Origin of the sequence: Microbacterium sp. KR10-403, from assembly GCF_040196215.1 — a bacterium.
GTDB lineage: Bacteria > Actinomycetota > Actinomycetes > Actinomycetales > Microbacteriaceae > Microbacterium.
Genome location: NZ_JBEGDC010000007.1, coordinates 172,857 through 194,200 on the forward strand (window position 1 = coordinate 172,857; position 21,344 = coordinate 194,200).

The 21,344-nt window shown below is 70.4% G+C and carries 17 protein-coding genes; 12 read left to right on the plus strand and 5 right to left on the minus strand.

The features are described from left to right. Positions 1 to 66: 66 nt before the first annotated feature. Entirely contained in the window at positions 67 to 1,089 is a 1,023-nt protein-coding gene (locus tag ABMQ42_RS16605; protein WP_349724113.1) for a LacI family DNA-binding transcriptional regulator, read from the minus strand. A gap of 172 nt (positions 1,090 to 1,261) precedes the next feature. Here ABMQ42_RS16605 and ABMQ42_RS16610 point away from each other — a divergent pair, with 172 nt between their 5' ends. The 8 genes from ABMQ42_RS16610 (at position 1,262) to ABMQ42_RS16645 (ending at position 11,752) form a co-directional block, all read left to right on the plus strand. Next, positions 1,262 to 2,551 (plus strand): ABC transporter substrate-binding protein, encoded by a 1,290-nt coding sequence (locus tag ABMQ42_RS16610; protein WP_349724114.1) that lies wholly within the window; start codon positions 1,262 to 1,264, stop codon positions 2,549 to 2,551. Between the two features lie 72 nt (positions 2,552 to 2,623). Beyond that, positions 2,624 to 3,532, plus strand: a complete 909-nt coding sequence (locus tag ABMQ42_RS16615; protein WP_349724115.1) for a carbohydrate ABC transporter permease — start codon at positions 2,624 to 2,626, stop codon at positions 3,530 to 3,532. A 3-nt stretch (positions 3,533 to 3,535) separates the two neighbouring features. Continuing rightward, the gene (locus ABMQ42_RS16620) at positions 3,536 to 4,429 is read left to right on the plus strand and encodes a carbohydrate ABC transporter permease (protein ID WP_349724116.1); all 894 of its coding nucleotides are present in this window, start codon (positions 3,536 to 3,538) and stop codon (positions 4,427 to 4,429) included. 2 nt (positions 4,430 to 4,431) lie between these two features. After that, positions 4,432 to 6,309, plus strand: coding sequence for a glycoside hydrolase family 127 protein (locus ABMQ42_RS16625; RefSeq protein WP_502884750.1), 1,878 nt, complete (start codon positions 4,432 to 4,434; stop codon positions 6,307 to 6,309). Between the two features lie 15 nt (positions 6,310 to 6,324). Then, positions 6,325 to 7,191: an NAD-dependent epimerase/dehydratase family protein gene (locus ABMQ42_RS16630; RefSeq protein ID WP_502884751.1), complete on the plus strand. Its 867-nt coding sequence runs from the start codon at positions 6,325 to 6,327 to the stop codon at positions 7,189 to 7,191. A gap of 82 nt (positions 7,192 to 7,273) precedes the next feature. Then, entirely contained in the window at positions 7,274 to 8,788 is a 1,515-nt protein-coding gene (locus tag ABMQ42_RS16635) for a PucR family transcriptional regulator (RefSeq protein WP_349724118.1), read from the plus strand. 155 nt (positions 8,789 to 8,943) lie between these two features. After that, positions 8,944 to 10,335: an MFS transporter gene (locus ABMQ42_RS16640; protein ID WP_349724119.1), complete on the plus strand. Its 1,392-nt coding sequence runs from the start codon at positions 8,944 to 8,946 to the stop codon at positions 10,333 to 10,335. A gap of 28 nt (positions 10,336 to 10,363) precedes the next feature. After that, on the plus strand, positions 10,364 to 11,752 hold the full coding sequence (locus ABMQ42_RS16645; protein WP_349724120.1) for an FAD-binding oxidoreductase: 1,389 nt from the start codon (positions 10,364 to 10,366) through the stop codon (positions 11,750 to 11,752). Between the two features lie 88 nt (positions 11,753 to 11,840). Here the strand turns inward: ABMQ42_RS16645 and ABMQ42_RS16650 are convergent, their stop codons facing one another. Beyond that, on the minus strand, positions 11,841 to 13,082 hold the full coding sequence (locus ABMQ42_RS16650) for an FAD-binding protein (protein WP_349724121.1): 1,242 nt from the start codon (positions 13,080 to 13,082) through the stop codon (positions 11,841 to 11,843). Between the two features lie 31 nt (positions 13,083 to 13,113). After that, positions 13,114 to 14,655: an arabinosylfuranosidase ArfA gene (gene arfA / locus ABMQ42_RS16655; protein WP_349724122.1), complete on the minus strand. Its 1,542-nt coding sequence runs from the start codon at positions 14,653 to 14,655 to the stop codon at positions 13,114 to 13,116. 227 nt (positions 14,656 to 14,882) lie between these two features. Between arfA and ABMQ42_RS16660 the strand changes: the two genes are divergently transcribed. The 3 genes from ABMQ42_RS16660 to ABMQ42_RS16670 are packed head-to-tail and all read left to right on the plus strand — an operon-like array spanning position 14,883 to position 18,041. Then, complete coding sequence (locus tag ABMQ42_RS16660; RefSeq protein WP_349724123.1) at positions 14,883 to 16,172, plus strand: extracellular solute-binding protein; 1,290 nt, start codon at positions 14,883 to 14,885, stop codon at positions 16,170 to 16,172. Between the two features lie 23 nt (positions 16,173 to 16,195). After that, positions 16,196 to 17,137: a carbohydrate ABC transporter permease gene (locus tag ABMQ42_RS16665; RefSeq protein ID WP_349724124.1), complete on the plus strand. Its 942-nt coding sequence runs from the start codon at positions 16,196 to 16,198 to the stop codon at positions 17,135 to 17,137. A gap of 1 nt (position 17,138) precedes the next feature. After that, complete coding sequence (locus tag ABMQ42_RS16670; protein ID WP_349724125.1) at positions 17,139 to 18,041, plus strand: carbohydrate ABC transporter permease; 903 nt, start codon at positions 17,139 to 17,141, stop codon at positions 18,039 to 18,041. Positions 18,042 to 18,080: 39 nt separating this feature from the next. Here ABMQ42_RS16670 and ABMQ42_RS16675 read toward each other — a convergent pair whose 3' ends face one another. Further along, positions 18,081 to 19,088: a LacI family DNA-binding transcriptional regulator gene (locus tag ABMQ42_RS16675; protein WP_349724126.1), complete on the minus strand. Its 1,008-nt coding sequence runs from the start codon at positions 19,086 to 19,088 to the stop codon at positions 18,081 to 18,083. 100 nt (positions 19,089 to 19,188) lie between these two features. Here ABMQ42_RS16675 and ABMQ42_RS16680 point away from each other — a divergent pair, with 100 nt between their 5' ends. Beyond that, positions 19,189 to 19,974, plus strand: coding sequence for an aspartyl protease family protein (locus ABMQ42_RS16680; RefSeq protein ID WP_349724127.1), 786 nt, complete (start codon positions 19,189 to 19,191; stop codon positions 19,972 to 19,974). Positions 19,975 to 20,029: 55 nt separating this feature from the next. On the opposite strand, the gene ABMQ42_RS16685 is transcribed toward ABMQ42_RS16680, so the two are convergent. After that, a complete protein-coding gene (locus ABMQ42_RS16685) occupies positions 20,030 to 21,259 on the minus strand; it encodes a pyridoxal phosphate-dependent decarboxylase family protein (RefSeq protein WP_349724128.1) in 1,230 nt (409 codons plus the stop codon). Positions 21,260 to 21,344 lie beyond the last annotated feature (85 nt).

Below are 21,344 nucleotides of genomic sequence, written 5' to 3' on the forward strand. Positions count from 1 at the left end.
CGGATTCGCCCCGCGGCCGGTCCCGGCGCGCGGTCACGACCACTCCCCCTCATCGCGCGGGCCCCGTCAGCGGCGCTCGATCGTCGAGCCGCGGATCACGAGCTTGACGGGCAGGTGCCGCACGCCCGGCGCGGGCGCGTCGCCGCCGATCGCGTCGAACAGGCAGCGGGCCGCGCGGCGTCCCAGCTGCTGCAGTCCGGCGTCGATGCTCGTGAGCTCCGGCCGGGTGTTCTCGGCGAGCACCGTCCAGTTGTCGTACCCGATGACCGCGAGATCCTCGGGCACCCGTCGCCCCAGCTCGCGCGCGGTGTCGAGCACGCCGCGGGCGATCTGGTCGGATCCGCAGAAGACCGCGTCGATGTCAGGGTGCCGCTGCAGGGCCAGAGCCGCGGCATCCCGCCCCCAGTGCTCCGTCCACGCCGAGAACAGGGGCTCGCCTACGAGCTCGAGCCCGGCGTCGCGCAGCGCCTCGCGTGCGCCGGTCAGGCGGTCCTGCGCGGCCGCGTACGAGGGGTCGCCACTGATGTGCGCGATGCGCGAGCGCCCGCACGCGATGAGATGCTCGACGGCCATCCGGCCGCCCGCGACGTTGTCGGGGGTGAGCGAGACGTCGCCCGGGTCGTCCGACGGCGCGTACGCGTAGACGACGGGCACGGGCACCTCGTCGCCGAGCGACGGCCGCGGGTCGGTCTGTCGTCCCACGACGATGATGCCGTCGACGCGGCGGCTCAGCAGCGCCTTGAGGTGGTGCTGCTCGCGAATCGCGTCGCCGCGCGCGTCGCAGAGGAAGACGTTGACCTGCCCCGCGCCGAACGCGTCTTCGGCGCCCATCAGGATCGGGATGACGAAGCGTCCCTCGAGGTCGCTGGTGAGCAGGCCCACGGTGCCGGTGCGCCCGGCCAGCAGCCCGCGCGCCATCGCATTGGGGGTGAAGCTCAGCTCTTCGGCGGCGGCCAGCACCCGGGTGCGCGTGGTCGCGGCCACGTCGCTGCGGTCGTTCATGGCCTTCGAGGCCGTGGCGATCGACACCCCCGCGCGCTGCGCGACGTCGCTGAGCGTGGCCGCCCGCGATCCCGTCTCTGTCCGCATGTCACCTCCGGTTACGGAAACGTTATCGGACGATCCTCTTGACAGCCCGACTCGGCCGACGATACCTTCTCGAAATGGGTTTCGGTAATTTCGGAATCCTCCCCCGCGGTCAGCACCGGACGTCGATGAGACCGGTCTGCTTCCGCTCACTGTCGAGCAAGAGGAGAAAGCAATGACCCGAATCGGACGCCACCGGCGCTCCGCGATCGCCGTGCTGGCGGCCGGCGCGCTCATGGTGAGCCTCGCCGCCTGCTCCGGCGGCGGTTCGGCGGCTCCGGCCGCGTCGATCCCCGCCGACGGGACCGACGACGGCGCGAGCCTCACGCTGTGGACGCGCGCGCCCCTGGAGAAGCAGGCGAAGCTGCTGGTCGCCGAGTACAACAAGACCCACAAGAACCAGGTCGAGCTCACCGTCGTGCCCAACGACGACTACGTCGCCAAGGTCGGCGCCGCAGCGGGCTCGGGCGGGCTCCCCGACCTGTTCGCCGCCGACATCGTCTACGTGCCGAACTGGGTGAAGCAGGGGCTCTTCCAGGACATCTCGAAGCAGATCGACGGCCTGTCGTACAAGGACAGCATCAACAAGGGGCATCTCGCCGCCGGCACCTACGAGGGCAAGGAGCACGTGCTGCCCTTCGTGCTCGACCTGTCGATGATGTTCTGGAACAAGGAGCTCTTCACCGAAGCCGGCCTCGACCCCGACACCGCTCCGGCGAACCTCGCCGAGTTCGCCGCCGACGCCAAGAAGATCCAGGCCCTCGACAAGGACGGGGTGTACGGCACCGCGACGGGTCTGAACTGCGGTGGATGCCTCGTGTTCACGTGGTTCCCGAGCGTGTGGGCCGACGACCAGCAGGTCATGGGCGACGACGGCACGACATCGCTCATGAACAGCGACACGGCCAAGACGATCTACTCGACCTGGGCCGATCTGTGGCAGTCGGGCGCGGTGCTGCCCAGCTCGAAGGACGAGTCGGGCGCCACGTGGACCGCCGCGTTCACCGAGGGCAAGGTCGGGCTCATGTTCTACCCGGCGACACTCCTCTCGTCGACGCCGTTCGACGCCGGTGTCGCCGGCATCCCGGGGCCGAGCGGCGGTGCCTCGACCTTCGTCGGCGGTGACGGCATCGGCATCTCGAAGGACTCGAAGAAGGCCGCGCAGGCGTGGAACTTCCTCAGCTGGATGATGTCGGAGGACGCCCAGGTCGGCGTGCTCGCCAAGGACCAGGACGTCGTCTCGCGCTCGGACCTCGCCGAGAACGAGTACGCCGCGAAGGACCCGCGCCTGGTGACGATCAACAAGGTCGCGAGCCAGGGCGACACCCCGGTGGCCCTGAACTTCCAGCAGGCGTTCAACGCACCCGGCAGCCCGTGGGTCACGCTCGTGCGCAACGCGGTGCTGAACGGCAAGGACACCGTCGACGCCGACAACGACGCGATCACGCAGATCCTGCAGCAGTGAGAGGTGAGGGGGTGGGATGCCGCGGCATCCCACCCCCTCATCCGCCCCGCCCCGTCGACCCCGAGGACTCCCATGACCATCACCGCATCACCGCCGCGGCGCGCGCGACGATCACCGCGCGCACGGCGCGACGCCTGGCGCGGCTGGGGCTACGCCGCCCCGACCGCCGCATTCGTCCTGTTCGTGTTCATCCTGCCGCTGCTGCTCGTTCTGCAGATGTCGGGGTCGGACTGGCCGCTGCTCGGCGGCAATCAGGGCTGGAACGTGCCCGACAACTTCGTCGATGCGGCCACGCACCGCCTGTTCTGGAACTCGATCGGCTTCACGCTCGTCTACACCGTCATCACGACCGTGCTGCTGATCGGACTGGGGCTCGGGCTCGCCCTGCTCGTGCAGGAATCGACCCGGTGGAAGTCGCTGCTGCGCACCGCATTCCTCATTCCGAGCGCATTGGGCCTGGCTTCGGCATCCCTCCTCTTCTATGTCATCTACTCGCCGTACGCGGGCCCGTTCGCCGACCTCATGAAGGACTGGGGCTTCACGTTCCTCGGCAGTCCGCAGGGCGCCCTGTTCTCGACGGTGTTCCTCATCGTCTGGCGCTACGCGGGCTTCTACATGCTGCTCATGCTCGTGGGCCTGCAGGGCATTCCCGACGACGTCTACGAGGCGGCCCGCATCGACGGTGCGAGCAGGTGGCAGACCTTCCGTGACATCACCGTGCCGCTGCTGCGCCCGACCTTCGCGCTGACCACCGTGATGTGCGTCACCGGGTCGCTGCTGGCGTTCGAGCAGTTCTACATCCTCACCAAGGGCGGCCCCGACAACAGCACGATGACGGTGGTGCAGCTCATCTACAACGTGGCCTTCCAGGGGCAGAACGACCTCGGCGTCGCGGCGGCCCTCTCGGTGATCGTGCTGGCCGCCCTGATCGTGATCAACATCTTCCAGCTGCGCGCGTTCCGGCGCCCCGACGAGAGCTGAGCCATGGCCACGCAGACCTTCACCGCCACCGACGTGCTGCGCGTCGAGGCGCCGCACCAGCGCCCGACACGCTCGGCCGGCGCCCGCATCGCCGCCGGCATTCCCTTCTGGGTGCTGACCACGGCGCTGGCGATCATCTTCCTGTACCCGCTCATCTGGACCGCCGTCTCGTCGGTCGCTCCCAAGGCCGGCACCAGCCAGGTCGACGGCTGGGGGCTGGGCAACTATGCCGCGCTCGCGCACTACCAGGCCGGCATCTGGGTATACCTGTTCAACTCGCTGTTCGTGTCGCTGCTGACGGTGCTGCTCACGCTCGTGGTCTCGCTCCTGGGCGGCTACGCGTTCGCGCGCTTCGCCTTCCCCGGCAAGAACATGCTGTTCCTGGTGACGCTCGCGATCCTCATGGTGCCGTACGCGACGCTGCTGATCCCGCTGTACGTGATCCTCAACGCGGGGGGCCTGTCGAACTCGCTCGTGGGCGTCGCGATCGTGCTGACGATGTTCCAGCTGCCGTTCTCGACGTTCATGATGCGCATCTCGTTCGAGTCGATCCCGCGCGAGCTCGACGAGGCCGCGATGGTCGACGGCTGCTCGACCTTCGGCGCCCTGCGGCGGGTGCTGCTGCCGGCGGTCAAGCCGGGCCTGGTCACCGTCGGCCTGTTCGCGTTCCTGGCCGCGTGGAACGACTTCATGGCCCCGCTGATCCTCATCACCGACACGAACCGGATGACGCTGCCGCTGGCGGTCGCGAACCTGCGCGTGCAGGTGCAGGGCGTGATCGACTACGGCGCCACCGAGGCCGGCGTGGTCGTGCTCGCCCTGCCGTGCATCCTGCTCTTCCTCCTCCTCCAACGTCACTACGTGCGCGGCTTCATGTCGGGCGCCTTCAAAGGATGACCATGCCTGCTTCCCCCGTCGTTCCCTCCGTCAGCACCCTGCGCCCGCTCGGCCAGAGCGAGGTGCGCATCACCGGCGGCTTCTGGGCGCAGCGCCAGCAGGTCAACGCGCGCGGCACGCTCGCGCACATCGGCGCACGCCTCGAGTCCGAGGGCTGGCTGCCCAACTTCGACCTCGCCGCGCAGGGCCGTCTGCCCGAGGGGCGCCGCGGTCGCGAGTTCGCCGACTCCGAGGTCTACAAGTACCTCGAGGCGCTCGCGTGGGAGCTCGGGCGCACCGGCGACGCCGCCCTCGAACAGCGCTTCCGTGCCACCATCGCGCGCGTCGCGGCCGCGCAGGAACCCGACGGCTACCTCAGCACGGAGTTCGGCCGCCCCGGGCAGAGGCCTCGCTGGTCGGACCTGGCCTGGGGGCACGAGCTGTACTGCCTCGGCCATCTGTTCCAGGCGGCGGTGGCCCGACACCGCACCGCGCCGGGCGCCGACGATGGCCTCGTCGAGATCGCCCGTCGCGCCGCCGATCTGGTCTGCGCGACGTTCGGAGCCGACGGCGACCAGGGCGTGTGCGGACACCCGGAGGTCGAAGTCGCCCTCGTCGAGCTCGGCCGGGCCCTCGACGTGCCCGCCTACATCGATCAGGCAGCGCTCTTCGTCGAGCGCCGCGGGCACGGCGGGCTCGGCGACATCGAATGGGGTCGCGGCTATTTCCAGGACGACGTGCCGGTCCGCGACGCGACCGTGCTGCGCGGCCACGCGGTGCGCGCGAACTATCTGGCCGCGGGTGCCGCCGACGTCGCCGCCGAACGCGGCGACGCGGAGCTTCTCGACGCCCTGCGCACGCAGTGGGAGACCACGATCGCCCGCCGCACCTACCTCACCGGCGGGCAGGGCTCGCACCACCAGGACGAGGCGTTCGGCGAGGACTGGGAGCTGCCGAACGACCGCGCCTACTCCGAGACGTGCGCGGGCGTGGGCTCGATCATGTTTTCGTGGCGGATGCTGCTGGCCACCGCCGACGCCCGCTACGCCGATCTCGTCGAGCGCACGCTCTACAACGTCGTGGCCACCTCGCCGTCCGACGACGGCTGCGCCTTCTTCTACGCGAACCCCCTGCACCAGCGCGTGCCCGGAGCCGTACCCGACCCCGACGAGACCTCGGCGCGCGCGTCGTCGTCGCTGCGGGCGCCCTGGTTCGAGGTCTCCTGCTGCCCGCCGAACGTCGCCCGTACCCTGGCCAGCCTCGACGCGTACGTCGCGACGGCCACGGATGACGGCATCCAGCTCCATCAGTACGCGCCGTGCACGATCCGCACGACGCTGCCCACGGGCGCCGAGATCGCGCTCGACGTGCAGACCGACTACCCCGCCGACGGACGGGTGCGCATCGAGATCGGGGCCGACGCCGAGTTCGACCTGTCGCTGCGGGTGCCCGCATGGGCCGAGGGCGCGAGCGTGCAGGTGGCGGGAGTGGTGGATGCCGCGGCCCCCGGCGTGCACCGGGTCCGGCGCGTGTTCCGCCGCGGCGACGTCGTCGAGCTGACCCTGCCGGTGGCTCCCCGTGTCACCCGGCCCGATCCGCGCATCGACGCCGCCCGCGGCTGCATCGCCGTCGAGCGCGGGCCCGAGGTCTTCGCGCTCGAATCGGTCGACCTCGCCGGGTTCGACGACGTCGCCGACGCCGTGGCCGGCGCGAGCCCGGTCGAGCACGACGGACGCGTGTGGCTGCCGATCGCCCGACGCGCCGAGCGCGGCGACGGATGGCCGTACGCGCGCACGGCGGGCGCGGCATCCCCCGCCCCCGTCGAGACGCCGCTCGTGCCCTATCACTCGTGGGGCAACCGTGGACCGTCGACGATGCGGGTGTGGATCCCGACGGCGTGAGAGGAGACTGACATCATGCGCATCGCCGTCACGGGTTCATCGGGCAAGCTGGGTTCGGTCGTCGCGCGCGAGCTGCGCGCGGCAGGCCACCGGGTGATCGGGCTGGATGCCGCGGGCACCCGCGGCCCCGACTTCGTCGAGGTGCAGCTCACCGACTACGGGCAGGTCGTCGACGCACTCACCGCCGTCGGCGACCGGCACGACGGCGTCGATGCGCTGGTGCATCTGGCGGCGATCCCGGCACCCGGGATCCGCAGCGACGTCGCGACGTTCCACAACAACATGATCGCGACGTTCAACGCGTTCTGGGCGGCGACCCGGCTCGGTATCCGCCGCATCGTGTACGCATCGAGCGAGACCGTGCTCGGGCTGCCGTTCGACGTTCCGCCGCCGTACGTGCCGGTCGACGAGGAGTATCCGCCGCGGCCCGAGTCGGTGTACTCGCTGGTGAAGGTGCTCGAGGAGCGGATGGCGACCGAGCTCGTGCGGTGGTCGCGCGAGCGTGGCGAGGGCCCCGAGCTGTCGATCACGGCGCTGCGCTTCTCGAACGTGATGTGGCCCGAGGACTATGCGGCCTTCCCGTCGTTCGACGACGACCCGCTGCTGCGCAAGTGGAACCTGTGGGGCTACGTCGACGCACGCGACGGGGCGCAGGCCGTGCAGTGCGCGCTCGCGAAGGCCGCGCCGGGCTTCGACCGGTTCATCGTGGCCGCCGCCGACACCGTCATGTCGCGCACGAACGCCGAGCTGCTCGACGCCGTCTTCCCCGACGTGCCGCGGCACGAGCCGATCGGCGACCACGACACCCTGCTGTCGATCGACAAGGCGCGCCGGCTGCTGGGCTACGCGCCGCGCTTCTCGTGGCGGGATGCCGTGGGCTGACCCGCACCGCGCCGAGCGGGCTCGCCGATAGTCTTTCGCGTGGACGCGCTCGGGCGCGACATCGACCGACGGAGGGCGAGGGATGCGGATCCGCGAGCTGATCGACACGCTCGGCGACCTGCTCGAGGCGACGGTCGCGTCGGCTGCCGCGCTCGACCGCGAACCGCTGCGCATCGTCGTGCCGGAGGACCCGTCCGACGTGCTCGACGGAGACCTCGCCGTCCTCCCCCCGTTGCCCGGCGATGCGGCGAGCCCGCGCATCGATGAGATCCGTGCCCTCGCCGCGCAGGGGGCGGCCGCGGTGGTCGTGAAAGGCACGCCGTCCGTCGCCCGATCCCTCACGTCCGTCGAGATCGGCGACGACGTCGCGGTGCTCGTCCTGAGCCGGGACGCCGCCTGGCAGGCCGCGTTCCAGCGCATCTCGACCGCGTTCGACGGTGGCGGAGCCGGGGCCGGCGACGACTTCGTCGGCGACCTCTTCGCTCTCGCCGAGGCGACGTCGATGGCGCTCCGCGGCGCCGTCGCGATCATGAACGACTACATGCAGATCGTCGCGTACTCGTCTCAGCCCGGCCAGCCCACGGATCAGACCCGACGCGACGGCATCCTGGGCCGCCGGGTGCCGGCCGCCATGGTGTCGTCGCACATCGCGGTGCGAACCTGGCCGGCGGGCACGGTGCGCCGTGACAAGACGCCGGGCAATCTCCCCCGGCTCGTCGCGCCCGTGCGGGTCGGCGACAAGTACCTGGGGTCCATCTGGGTGATCCTGCCGTCCGACGAGATCACCGATGACATGCGATCGGCGCTGGCCGCCTCCGCCCGGGTCGCGGCCGTCCACCTGATGCGGTACTCGTCGACCCGGTCGTCGGGCGCGTGGCGGGTCAACCAGTCGTTCATCCGGGGCCGCCTGCTCGGTCTGCCCGCGCACACGGCAGGCGCCCGGCCTTCCGTCATCGTGCTCGCCGCCCTGCCCTGCGGGGACATGGCCGCCGAGGAGGAGCTGCTGCGCGAGCAGCTCGCGTCGATCGTGAGCCTGACGGTCGCCGGCTGGGAGGGCGGCGGCTGCACGATCATCGACGATGTCGTGTACGCGCTTCTTCCGGTCGATGCGGCATCTCCCGTCGACGCCGGATCTCTGGCCGATGCGGTCATCCGACGTGCGCAGGAGAGTCTGCATCAGGATGTCGCGATCGGGCTCAGCGCGCCCGTCGACGACGCCCCCACGGCGCGAGAACAGAGCCTCGCGGCCGCGGGATGGCAGCGGGCGCGGGGCGCGGGCCGCGCCGACTTCCCGAAGGTGCAGACGGAGCTCTGGCTCGACGGCGTGGGCGCCGCGATGTCGGCCGCGGGCGCGTCGCCGTCGATCGGCGCCGAGCTCACCGCGTACGACGCCGAGCACGGCACCGAGTACGCCGCCAGCGTGCTCTCGTATCTCGAGCACAGCGAGAACGTGGCCGCCGCCGCGGCAGAGCTGCGCCTGCACCCGAACTCGCTGCGCTATCGCCTGCGGCGCGCGACCGAGCTCTTCGACATCGACCTCACCCGACCCGACGGTCGCCTCGCGGCCTGGCTCTCCCTGCGCCTCCACCGCCGGTGACACTCGCTCTTGTCGGGATGTGAGGCCGGAGACCGGGTTTTCCTCACATCCTGACGTTGAGCGACCCACTGCCCGGACCGCAGACTCGTGGACGACCAGCCCGAAGCCCGGATGCGCGATGCCGCGCACCCGATGACCCGATCAAGGGAGATCACATGTCGTCCAGCCAGACCACACCCGGCGCGCTCACGCCGACGGGCACCATCTCGACACCGAAGGATCGCCGCCGCGTCGCCTTCGCCACCGTCGTCGGCACCACGGTGGAGTGGTACGACTTCTTCATCTACGCACAGGCCGCCGGCCTCGTCTTCGCGACGGTCTTCTTCGGGCCCCTCGACAAGGACTTCCCCGGCCTCGCGCAGATCATCTCGTTCGTCACCGTCGGCATCAGCTTCCTCTTCCGACCACTCGGCGCCTTCCTCGCGGGACACTTCGGCGACCGGATCGGGCGCCGCCCGATGCTCGTGCTCACGCTGATCCTCATGGGCATCGCGACCACGCTCGTCGGCGCTCTGCCCACGTACGCGAAGATCGGCGTGGCGGCCCCCATCCTGCTGATCCTGCTCCGTGTGCTCCAGGGCATCTCGGCGGGCGGCGAGTGGGGCGGTGCCGTGCTCATGGCCGTCGAGCACGCACCGAAGAAGCGCCGTGGACTCTTCGGCGCCATGCCCCAGATCGGCGTGCCGATCGGACTGCTGCTGGCCAGCGGCGTGAACGCCATCATGGCCCTCGTCGCCCCCGGTGATGCCTTCCTCTCATGGGGCTGGCGTATTCCGTTCTTCTTCAGCATCGTGCTGGTGATCGTCGGGTACTGGGTCCGCCGTCGCGTCGAGGAGAGCCCTGTCTTCGAGGAGATCGCCCAGCGCAAGGAGCAGGTGTCGGTGCCCGTCGCCCGCCTGTTCGCGCGCTTCACTCCCCTCGTGTTCCTGGCGGCGCTGGTCTTCGTCGGCAACAACGCCGTCGGCTACATGACCACGGGCGGCTACATCCAGGGCTACGCGACGAACCCCGACGGCCCGCTGGGCTTCGACCGCGGACCGGTCCTGTGGGCGGTCGCCGCCTCGGCGATCAGCTGGCTGGTCGCGACCTTCGGCGCCGGCGTGCTCTCCGACCTGATTGGTCGGCGCACCACCTTCATCATCGGGTGGATCGTCCAGGGCGTGTTCATCGCCGTACTGTTCCCGCTCGTGAACTCCGGCAGCCTCGCGCTGCTCACGCTCGGTCTCGTCCTCCTCGCTCTCGGTCTCGGCCTCACCTACGGCGCGCAGTCCTCCTGGTATGCGGAGCTGTTCCCCGCCTCGGTCCGCTACTCGGGCGTGTCGATCGCGTACGCGATCGGGTCGATCCTCGGCGGCGCCTTCGCCCCGACGATCGCGCAGTGGATCCAGACGACCACGGGCGACTCCACGAACGTCATGTGGTATCTCCTGATGGTCACCGCCGTCTCCCTCGTCGTCACACTGCTGCTGCGCGAGCGCAAGGGCATCGATCTGAGCCCCGCCAACGAGGCGGAGCAGGAGCGCGGCATCTACATCTGGCAGCGATGAACGAGTGAAGGACGACGGAAGGATGCCTGTGAACCGGCCTCTGCACACGAGCGACGACAACGGAACCCGCATCGCGGCGATCGATGACCTGCGAGCGACGCTCGGAGAGCGACTGATCGACGAGACGGAGGCGATCCTCCCCTACGTCGCCGATGCCTCGCGGGCAGAGCCTGCGGGCCTCCCCGTCGCCGTCGTGCGGGCGGGTTCCACGGCGGATGTGTCGGCCGCACTCGCCTGGGCGAGCAGACATCGGGTCCCCGTGTCCGTGCGCGGTGCGGGCACGGGGCTCTCCGGAGGCGCGGTCGCCTACGACCGCGGCCTGGTGATCTCATTGGACGGGATGGATCGGATCCTGGCCATCGACCCCGTCAACCGCCTCGCCGACGTAGAGCCGGGCGTGGTCACGGCAGAGCTCGACGCCGCCGCGCGCGAGCACGGGCTCTTCTTCGCCCCCGACCCGGCGAGCGCCCGCCAGTCAACGATCGGCGGCAACATCGCGACGAACGCCGGGGGTCTGCGCTGCATCTCCCACGGTGTGACCCGCGACGCCGTCGCGGCCCTCGAGGTGGTCCTCGCCGACGGCCGGGTCATCCAGACCGGTGCGCGGACGCGCAAGAACGTCGCCGGCTACGACCTGACCGGACTGTTCGTGGGGTCGGAGGGCACGCTCGGCGTCATCACCCGTGCGACGGTCATCCTCGAACCGGTCGCACCCGGCATCCCGCGCACCTTCCGCGCCAGCTTCGACGACCTCGTCGCCGCCGGGCAGGCGGTGACCGACATCGTCTCCTCCGCGACGAGGCCGGAGGTGCTCGAGCTGCTCGACGCGGCCAGCGTCGAGATCATCGAGCAGTTCCATCCGAGCGGTCTCCCGCTGCCGCGTGCGGCGCTGCTGGTCGGGCAGACGGTGGGAGAGGATGCCGCGGCCCAGGCCGAGCGACTGCTGGGCATCTGCCGATCCCACGGTGCCGTCGAGGCCGTCGCGACCGACGGGGACGAGCTGCTCGAGGCGCGGCGCCTGGCGAACCCCGCGCTCACCGCGCGAGGTCTGCGCGTATCGTGCGACGTGGGCGTCCCGATCGGCGAGCTCGCGGCGGTGTTCGCGGGGATCAGCGAGATCGGGCGGCGCCACGGTCGGCGCATCAGCACGGTCGCCCATGCCGGCGACGGCAACCTGCACCCCACGGTCGAGGCCGGAGACACCCCCGACGAGCACCGGGCCGCCGAAGCCGTCATCGACGACATCACCCGCCTCGCCCTCGCACACCGGGGCACGATCACCGGCGAGCACGGCATCGGCTCGGTGAAGCGTCACGAGCTCGGCTGGCAACTGGATGCGGCATCCCTCGACGTTCACCGCACCCTCAAGGCCGCACTCGACCCGCACGGCATCCTCACGCCGGGCCGCGCGATCTGACCCGCACCGGAGAGCACGGGAGTGGCCGTGAGCTTGCGCTCCGCCCCGATCTCGCGCGTGTGCGCGGGCGCCGCGCCGACGGTAGAAGTCAGCCGATCACGCGCCGCACGAAGTCGTTGCGGAAGCGCCCCTCGGGGTCGTATCGATCGGCGAGCGCGCGGAAGTCGCCCAGCCGCGGATACATCGCCTGCGCATCAAGACCGGAGAACACCTTGCCCCAGTGCGGCCGGGCGCCCAGCGGATACAGCACCTCCTCGAGCGCCGGCAGCACGGCCGCCACGCCCTCGTTGTCGCGCACCCAGGTGAAATGCAGGCCGATCACGTCGGTCGCGTACGCGGTCGACAGCCACAGGTCGTCGGCTGCCACCGAGCGGATCTCGGTGATCTGCAGCAGGCCGCGCAGCCGCGGGCCGAGCCCGCGTACGGCCTCGATCGCCGCGACGGCCCGCGCACGGGGCACGAGGTACTCCGACTGGATCTCGGCGCCGGCGGACGGCGTGAACGCGTAGCGGAAGTGCGCGAGCCGCTCGCTCCACGGGCCCTCGACGCCCACCTGCTCGGTGACGTTGCGCACGTCCATGCCCGCGATCATGTGTCGCGGGGCGGTCTCGGCGACCGCGCCGAAGAAGTCGTCGCCCACCCGCGCGGGCTCATCGACACGCTCCTTGATCCACGCGAGCGACACCGTCGGCTCGTCCCAGAGCGTGAACAGCGACACGCTGTACGCGGACGCGAAGATCTCGTCGAGGCGGGCTGCCGCGGCATCCCACCCCAGTCCTGCGAACAGACGCTGCCGCACCGCGAAGGTCGGGACGATGTCGAGGGTGAGCGAGACCACCACGCCGAGCGCCCCGATCGCGACCACGGCGCCGTCGAACCCGGGGTCGCCCCGGCGCAGCTCGACGGTCTCGCCGGTGCCGGTCAGGAGACGGATGCCGCGAACCGCGGTCGCGAGGTTCCCGTTGCGGTCGCCCGACCCGTGCGTGGCCGTGGCGACGGCCCCGGCCACCGAGATGTGCGGCAGCGATGCGAGGTTGTGCAGCGCCCAGCCCTGCTCCTGCAGCGCGAGGGCGAGGTCGCCGTAGCGCACTCCCCCGCCGACGGTCACCGTCCGTGCGTCGGCGTCGACCTCGATCGACGTCGGCAGCCCGGCCGTGCTGATCAGGAGGTCGTCGGTGTCGGCGATGTCGTTGAACGAGTGCCGGCTGCCGATGACGCGCACCGCAGACGAACCGGTGACCAGCGCCGCCAGTTCGTCGAGGCCCCCCGGTTCGACGATGCGCGCTGCGCGATAGCGGTGGTTGCCGGCCCAGTTCGTCTGCTCGTGCACGCCCTCATCTTCCCATCGCGTCGATCGGCACTCAGCAGGCCGAGGCCTCGACGAGCACCCAGCCCCACGACAGCGGCGGCAGCGTGAACGTCAGCACGTCGCCGTCGAGCGCCGCACCGTCCAAGGCCGCCAGGCCGACGCGATCGGCGGCGTCCTCGGTGTTGCTGGCGAAGCGGTCGGCACCCTCCGGGATGGTCAGCACCTCCGCCTGCGCGACGCCGGTCGGCGCGAATCCGTGCAGGTTCACGGCGACCGAGGCTTCCTCGTCGAGCCCGCGGTTGGCGGCGAACACGGCGATGCGGCCGGTCTCGGCATCCCACGTCGCACTCGTGTCCACGACGTCGACGTCACCGAACCGCGCGGTCTCATAGGTGTCGGAACTCGTGCGCGCCGAGAGGATCTCGCCGCGCGCGAACTGCGACATGCGGGCGAACGGCCAGAAGATCGACTGCCGCCACGCGGGCCCGCCCTCTTCGCTGCGGATCGGGGCGATCACGTTCACGAGCTGCGCCTGGTTGGCGATCGCGACCCGGTCGCCGTGCCGCAGCAGCGAGTTCAGCAGCGTGCCGACGACCACGGCGTCGGTGACGTTGTACTCATCCTCGATGATGCGCGGGTGCTCCTGCCACACGCCCTTCGCCTCGATGGTGGCGGGCATGTCGTCGCCCTCGCGCGCCGACTGGTACCAGACGTTCCACTCGTCGAACGAGAGGTTGATGCGCTTGGTCGCCTTGCGCTGCGCGCGCACGGCGTCGGCGGTGGCCACGACCGACTCGATGAAGTGGTCCATGTCGACCGCCGAGGCGAGGAAGCTCGCGGCATCCCCGTCCTTCTCCTCGTAGTACGCGTGCAGCGAGATGTAGTCGGCGACGTCGTAGGTGTGCTCGAGAACCGTCCGCTCCCACTCGCCGAACGTCGGCATCGAGCTGCTCGAGCTGCCGCACACGACGAGCTCGATCGAGGGGTCGACCAGGCGCATGGCCTTGCCGGCCTCCTGGGCGAGCCGCCCGTACTCGTCGGCGGTCTTGTGGCCGATCTGCCAGGGACCGTCCATCTCGTTGCCCAGGCACCAGAGCTTGATGTCGAAGGGCTCTTCCGCCCCGTTGGCGCGGCGCAGGTCGCTGAGGCCGGTGCCCCCGGGGTGGTTCGCGTACTCGACGAGCTGTCGCGCGGCATCCACGCCACGGGTGCCGAGGTTCACGGCCTCCATGATCTCCACGTCGGCCTTGCGCGCCCAGCCGACGAACTCGTGCAGCCCGAACGCGTTCGTCTCGACGGTGTGCCACGCGCCGTCGAGACGGCGGGGGCGGGATGCCGCGGGCCCGACGCCGTCCTCCCAGTCATAGCCCGAGACGAAGTTTCCGCCGGGATACCGGACGACGCTCACGCCCATCTCAGCAGTGAGATCGAGCACGTCCTGGCGGTAGCCGTTCTCGTCGGCGGTGGGGTGTCCGGGCTCGTAGATGCCCGTGTACACGCATCGACCCATGTGCTCGACGAACGAGCCGAACAGGCGACGGGGCACGGGGCCGACGGTGAAGTCACGGTCGAGGGTGACGGTTGCGCGAGTCATGGCAGACATTATTACATCGTTGAACTGACAGTACGCAAGGGGCACTGCGAAGAGACCGCGCACGACGCACCCGAAGACACGATTCGGTTTCAACGTTTACATCGCGCCGGACCGGGTGCTAGCTTTACCACGTTGAAATGCCCCGCTCATCGTCGACGAGGAGGTCATCGATCACCATGGACCAAAGACCAGCAACACTCTCCCGCCGCGGTTTCCTGACCGCGGCCATGGGAGCCGCTGCCGTCCCGCTGCTCGCCGGCTGCTCGTCGCCGGTGAGCGCCGGGCTGTTCGGCACCCGGCTCTCACCCGAGACGCTCGTCTACTGGAACCTCTTCGGCGGTGGCGACGGCACCCGCATGGAGGCGATGGAAGACGGCTATCGCAAGATCTACGGTGCGAACTCGCTGCAGGCGACGACCTTCGCCTGGGGCAACCCGTACTACACGAAGGTGACGCTGGCCACCGTCGGCAACCGGCCGCCTGACGTCGCCGTCGCGCACCTCACCCGCGCGAAGCCGCTCTGGGACGGCGGACTGCTCGAGGCGATCACCGAGGCGGACCTCGCCGCCGTGGGCCTGAGCACCTCCGACTTCAACCCGCGCCCGTGGCAGGCGCAGATCACCGACGGCAAGAACATCGCGGTGCCGCTGGACACCCACCCGCTCGTCATGTTCTTCAACACCGACGTCTGCAAGAAGGCCGGCCTGCTCGACGGGTCGGGCAATCTGGTGCCGCTCGACGACATGGACACGTTCGAGGCCGCCCTGGCCGCCATCAGCAAGGTGACCGGGGGCCCGGCGATGACCATCGCCAACGTCGGCGGCGAGACGGCGACGCCGTGGCGCGTGTTCTGGACGTTCTACAACCAGCACAAGGGCGCCTCGCCGTTCCTCTCCGACAACGGCTCGCGGCTGACCGTCGACGAAGACATCTTCATGGACGTCAACGACCGCCTGCAGAAGTGGGTGAAGCAGGGGTGGGTGAACAAGGCGCTCGACTATGCGACCGCCGAGTCGTACCTCTTCACCGGAAAAGCGGGCCTCTACCTCGAGGGCGAATGGGAGATCACCACCGCGCAGTCGGTCAAGGGCTTCGAGTTCGGCATCGTCCCGCTGCCCACGCTGTACGACACGCCGGCTTCGCAGGCCGACTCGCACACGTTCATCCTGCCGCGCAAGAACCGCACCGATGAGCAGCGCCTGCAGGCGATGAAGTTCATCAAGGCGATGCTCGACCAGTCGATGACCTGGGCCAAGGGCGGCCACGTGCCGGCATATCTGCCGGTGGCCGAGAGCGCCGAGTACAAGGCGCTCGAGCCGCAGTCGCGGTACGCGTCGGCGGCCGAGCACGCCGTCTACGACGACGCCGCCTGGTACGGCGGCTCGGGGTCGACCTTCGAGGGCATCGTCGGCGCGCAGCTGGGCCTGATCCAGCAGCTCGCCAGCACCCCGAAGCAGGCCCTGTCCGCCATCAAGACCCAGCTGCGGGTGTACCTGAACACCCCGAGCCCGCTCTGAATCGACTCCGGAGGGACAACGACGTGACCACCACAACTCTCACCGTGCCGCGCAGCGGGCGCAGTCGCCTCACCGCGCATCCCCGTGCGATCCGCGATACACGATCGGCCTGGCTGTTCATCGCCCCGTTCGGGATCTTCTACCTGGCGTTCCTGCTGGGCCCGACGATCTACATGTTCATCATGAGCTTCTTCAACACGTCGACGGTGCGCACCGGCCTCGGCTCGTTCGCGGGGTTCGCGAACTACGCCGAGATGCTCACCCGCGCCGACTTCTGGAGCTCGCTGTGGCACACGCTGCAGTTCACGATCTACACGACGCCGCCGCTCGTGATCATCGCCTTCGTGTTCGCGGTGCTCACGAACCGGATGCGGCACGCGCAGTGGTTCTACCGCCTCGCGTTCTTCCTGCCGTTCATCCTGCCGTCGGCGACCATCTCGCTGATCTGGGTGTTCATCTTCACCCCGTCGACGGGTCTGTGGGCCCTCGCACAGGAGGCCCTCGGGATGACACCGGGCTCCGGCGTCCTCTCCAGCCCGAACACCGCGATGATCGGCATCGCGATCGCCACGCTCTGGTGGACCCTCGGCTTCAACTACGTGCTGTATCTCGCCGGCCTCCAGGAGATCCCGCGTGAGCTGTACGAGGCGGCGGCCGTGGACGGCGCGACCCCGTGGCAGCAGATCTGGAGCGTCACGGTCCCCATGCTGAGCCGCACGACGACGCTCGTCCTGCTGCTGCAGATCATCGCGAGCCTGAAGATCTTCGACCAGGTCTACCTGATGACCGGCGGCGGGCCGGGCATCTCGACGCAGGTCTCGCTGCAGCTGATCACCGGCACGGCGTTCACCGACAACCGGGTCGGTGCGGCCAGTGCCGCCAGCGTGCTGCTGTTCATCGTCATCATCGTGATCGCGGTGATCCGGCAGGTCGCCGATCGCGCCGCCGCACGGAAGGAGTTCTGAGATGACCACGGTCACCGCACGGCGCCGCACGGCGTCCCCTGTCTCCTCCGCGGCGCCGTCCCGGCGTCCGCACCGCCCCGTCGACTCACGCACCTTCAACATCGTCGCGGCGATCGTGCTGGTGGTCTTCGCGATCATCTGGCTGATCCCCAGCCTGTTCGCGCTGAAGACGTCGCTCACCGACAACGGCGTCGCGGCCACCGGTGCGAGCGAGATCCTGAAGAACTGGAACCTGACGCTCTACTCCTACTCGACCCTGCTCGGGCAGAACGACATCTGGAACTGGTACACGGCCAGCGCGATCACCTCGGTGATCACGGCGGCGCTCACGGTGCTGTTCGCCTCGATGGCCGCCTTCGCGCTCTCGCGCCTGCGGTTCCGCGGATCGAACCTCGTGCTGCTGCTGATCATCCTGGGCATCATGATCCCGACGCAGGTGCTCATCGTGCCGATCTTCCAGCTGCTGAACTGGATGAACCTGCTGAACACCTACTGGTCGGTGATCTTCCCGCAGGTGCCCGCGGTGATCGCGGTGTTCATCTTCAAGCAGTTCTTCGACGGCATCCCCCGCGAACTCGAAGAGGCCGCGCGCATCGACGGCGCCAGCCAGTGGCGCATCTACTGGTCGGTGATCATGCCGCTGTCGCGGCCGGTGATCGCGGCGGTCACGATCCTCACGTTCGTGGGCGTCTGGAACAACCTGCTGCTGCCCCTGTTCGTGCTGTCGAACCCCGATCTGATGACGATCCCGGTGGGACTCGCGACCGTCCAGGGCAGCTTCGGGCAGAGGTACGCCGACATCCAGGCCGGCGCGATCCTTGCGGCGCTGCCGCTCGTGATCCTCTACCTGATCTTCCAGCGGCAGATCGTGGAGGGCGTCACCGGCAGCGGCCTGAAGGGCTGAGACCGCCCGCCCCGCGAGAGCACGCGGCAGCCTGATCCGTCAGCGCTGCCGCGTGCTCTCGCGTTGCACGATGCGGTACGGCACCGTCACGACCCGCGCGGGTGCGGTGCGCTCGGCGATGCGCGCGGAGAGCATCTCGAGGGCCTGCGCGGCGAACTCGAGCTTGTCGAACGAGACCGTGGTCAGCGGCGGAGCGGCGAACTCGCCGTGTGCGACATCGTCGAAGCCCGCGATCGAGACGTCGTCGGGGACGCGGATGCCGCGGCGCCACAGCTCGCTCATCACACCGATGGCGAGCGTGTCGGTGAAGCAGAAGAATGCGTCGGGCAGCGGCTCGCGATCGAGGAACGCCGCGACGGCCGCCGCGCCGCCGCGCGCCGTCCAGTCGTCGCAGGCGATCTCGAGCACCGGGTCGGCGGTGAGCCCCGCGTCGGCGAGGGCGCGCCGATACCCCCGCGTGCGGAGAATCGAGGTGAAGGTGTTGGTCTGCAGCGCCGCGCCGACGACCGCGATGCGCCGGTGACCGGTCTGCGCGAGCAGCGTGGTCATGTCGTACGCCGCGGCGTCAGGGTCCACCGCGACCTGGTCGAGGCGATTCTGCGGCACCTCGCCGATGAGCACCGCGGCCGGAGTCTGGCGCGGATCGCGCGGCAGCTCGAACTCGTCGGCGACGGTCGGGTTGAGCACGACGCCGTCGACCATGCGCGCGCGGGCGCGCGAGAGCAGCGTCGCCTCGCGCTCGGGGCGTGCGCCGGTCTCTTCGATCTGCACCGCCCACCCGTGCTCGTGCGCGGCCTCGACGAACGCGTGGGCCGTCTCGGCCGAGTACGCGGTCGCCAGGTCGGGCAGGGCCAGCGCGATCACGCCCGAGCGGCCGTTGCGCAGTCCGCGCGCGCTCAGGTTCGGCACGTAGTCGAGCTCGGCGAGGGCCGCCTCGACGCGCGCGCGGGTCTCCGGACGGACCACCGCGCTGCCGTTGATCACGTTCGAGACGGTCTTCGCCGACACGCCGGCCTTCGCCGCGACATCCTTGAGCGTTGCGCGCATCCCACCCCCTGCCGCGTTCAGCCTAGTCGCGCGACCGTGGCCGCACATCGCACGGAACACCCCATCGCCCCCGGTGCGATTCCGCTCTAGGGTGGGCGTCGTGGCATCCGTTCCGCTGACGATCCGGGCCGACGACGACCCCGGCACGGCACTGCTGTACGTCACTGCAGCGGTCGACGGCGTCGAGCACGAGTTCCTGCTCGACACCGGCGCGTCGCGCAGTCGTCTGCTCCGCAGCGCGCAGACCGAGCGCTGGGCGGTCGACGCGCCCGACCCCGAGTCGCGCGGCGTGTTCGGGTCGACGGCGACCGGGCCGCAGGCGCGCGTGCCCGAGATCGCCCTCGGCCCGATCGTCGCGCACGACGTGGTGGTCGACGTCGCCGACGACGGTCCCGCGATCCTCGGGCTCGACGTGCTGGCCGGGCACCGCATCGGCGTGCGCCTGTCGGCACGTGCCCTGCAGATCGACGAGCGGGCGGCGATCGACCGGTGGCGTCCGCTGCGGCGCTCGTCGCGCGGGCATCCCCTGCTGGAGGTGATGTGGGATGCCGCGACCGCCGTCGCCGTCTGGGACACCGGTTCCTCCACCACCGTGATCGACGCCGACTTCGCCCGCGCCTTCCCTGGTGTGTTCCCGGTCACCGGCACGACGAGCGGCGTCGACGCGAACGGCCGCGAGGGGTCGGCCGGCACGGCGCGTGTCTCACCGTGCCGCATCGGCGAGCGCGGCTTCGCCGTCTCGACGGCGGCCACCGTGCCGCTCGCGGGACTCGCCCGCGAGGGCGACCCCGCCTTCACGATGATCATCGGGTACCCGCTCATCACCCAGGCCGACTGGGTGTTCGACCTCCGCGCGCGGATGTGGGGCTATCTCGACCGGGTCTGACCGGGTCTGACTGTGTCTGGCCCTGCCCGGCCGGGCCTGATCGCGCCCGGCCCGCTCAGCGCGCGGCCAGCACCGCGTCGACGACGAGGTCGGGGTCGGCGTGCGGATTGGCCGCCACCGACCGCAGCCACACTTCATCGTGCACAGTCGTCGTGCTGACCCATGCGCCGTCGACCCCGTCGCGCACCGCCGCATTGTCGACACCGCGCACGCGCCACACGACGACGCCGGTCTCGGGCGGTGCGAACAGCTCGAGCGCGGGTTCGGCGGCGATGCGGGCGGCCAGCCGCTCCGCCAGCGCCATGTCGGCATCGATGCGTGCACGCAGGCCGTCGCGCCCCCAGGCCAGCAGCGTCGCCGCCAGGGGCAGCGCCGCGGCCCCGTGCGACCCGAGCAGCCCGACGTTCGGGGCGACCAGGTATCCCCCGCCGATGCTGATCGCGGCATGGGCGCGCTCGGCGTCGGCGAACAGCACGAGGGCGCTCTCCTTGGGCTGGTAGAACCACTTGTGCGCCGAGACGGCGACCGAATCGGCCCGCTCGATGCCGTCGAGCACCGCTGCATGCGACGACAGGCGCAGCGGACCCGCCCACGCCGCGTCGACGTGCCGCCAGGCGGCGGTGGATGCCGCATCCAGCGGATCGACGGCCCCCGCAGCCGTCGTGCCCGCGGTGAGCACGACGATCGCGTCGGAGAGGTCGTCGGGCAATGCGTCGACGCGCATCCGCTCGCGCTCGTCGACCGGCACGGCGACGTACTCGAGGCCGAGGATGGCGGCGGCCTTCGCCACGCTCAGATGCGACACGGCCGAGGCGACCACCCGACGCGCACCGGTCAGCTCGCGCGCCGCCCACAGCGCGGTGAGATTGGCCACCGTCGACCCGGGCACGAGGTGGCCGCCGTCCATTCCGAACGAAGGCGCCAGCCATTCGATCACCCGGCGTTCGAGCAGCCGCGCGGCCGGGGCGCTGTCGGGATGCAGCAGGTTCTGGTTCATGGCCGCCGCCCACGCCGTCGCCGCCCACGTCATCCAGGGCGTCGGCGGGTCCATGTGCGCGAAGAAGCCGGGGTGGTCCAGCCGGGTCGGCCGGCGCAGAGCGGTCGCGGCGAGCACATCGAGGGCCGCGCTCCCTCCGACGCCGGCGTCGGGCCAGCGCTCGGGCAGGTCGAGGGGCGCCACCGGATCGCCGTGCGGGGTCCCGGGCTCCCGCTTCGCATCGATCAGCAGGCGCAGTGCGTGCGCCAGGCCCTCGTCGTCGGGGTCGAAGTCGGTCTCCAGGGGCATGTGTTCAGTAAAGCCCACCGGCCGCGCGTTCAGAGCTCAGCGCTTTCGTGGCCTTAAGCCGTCAGCGGGGCGCATACGGCCGATC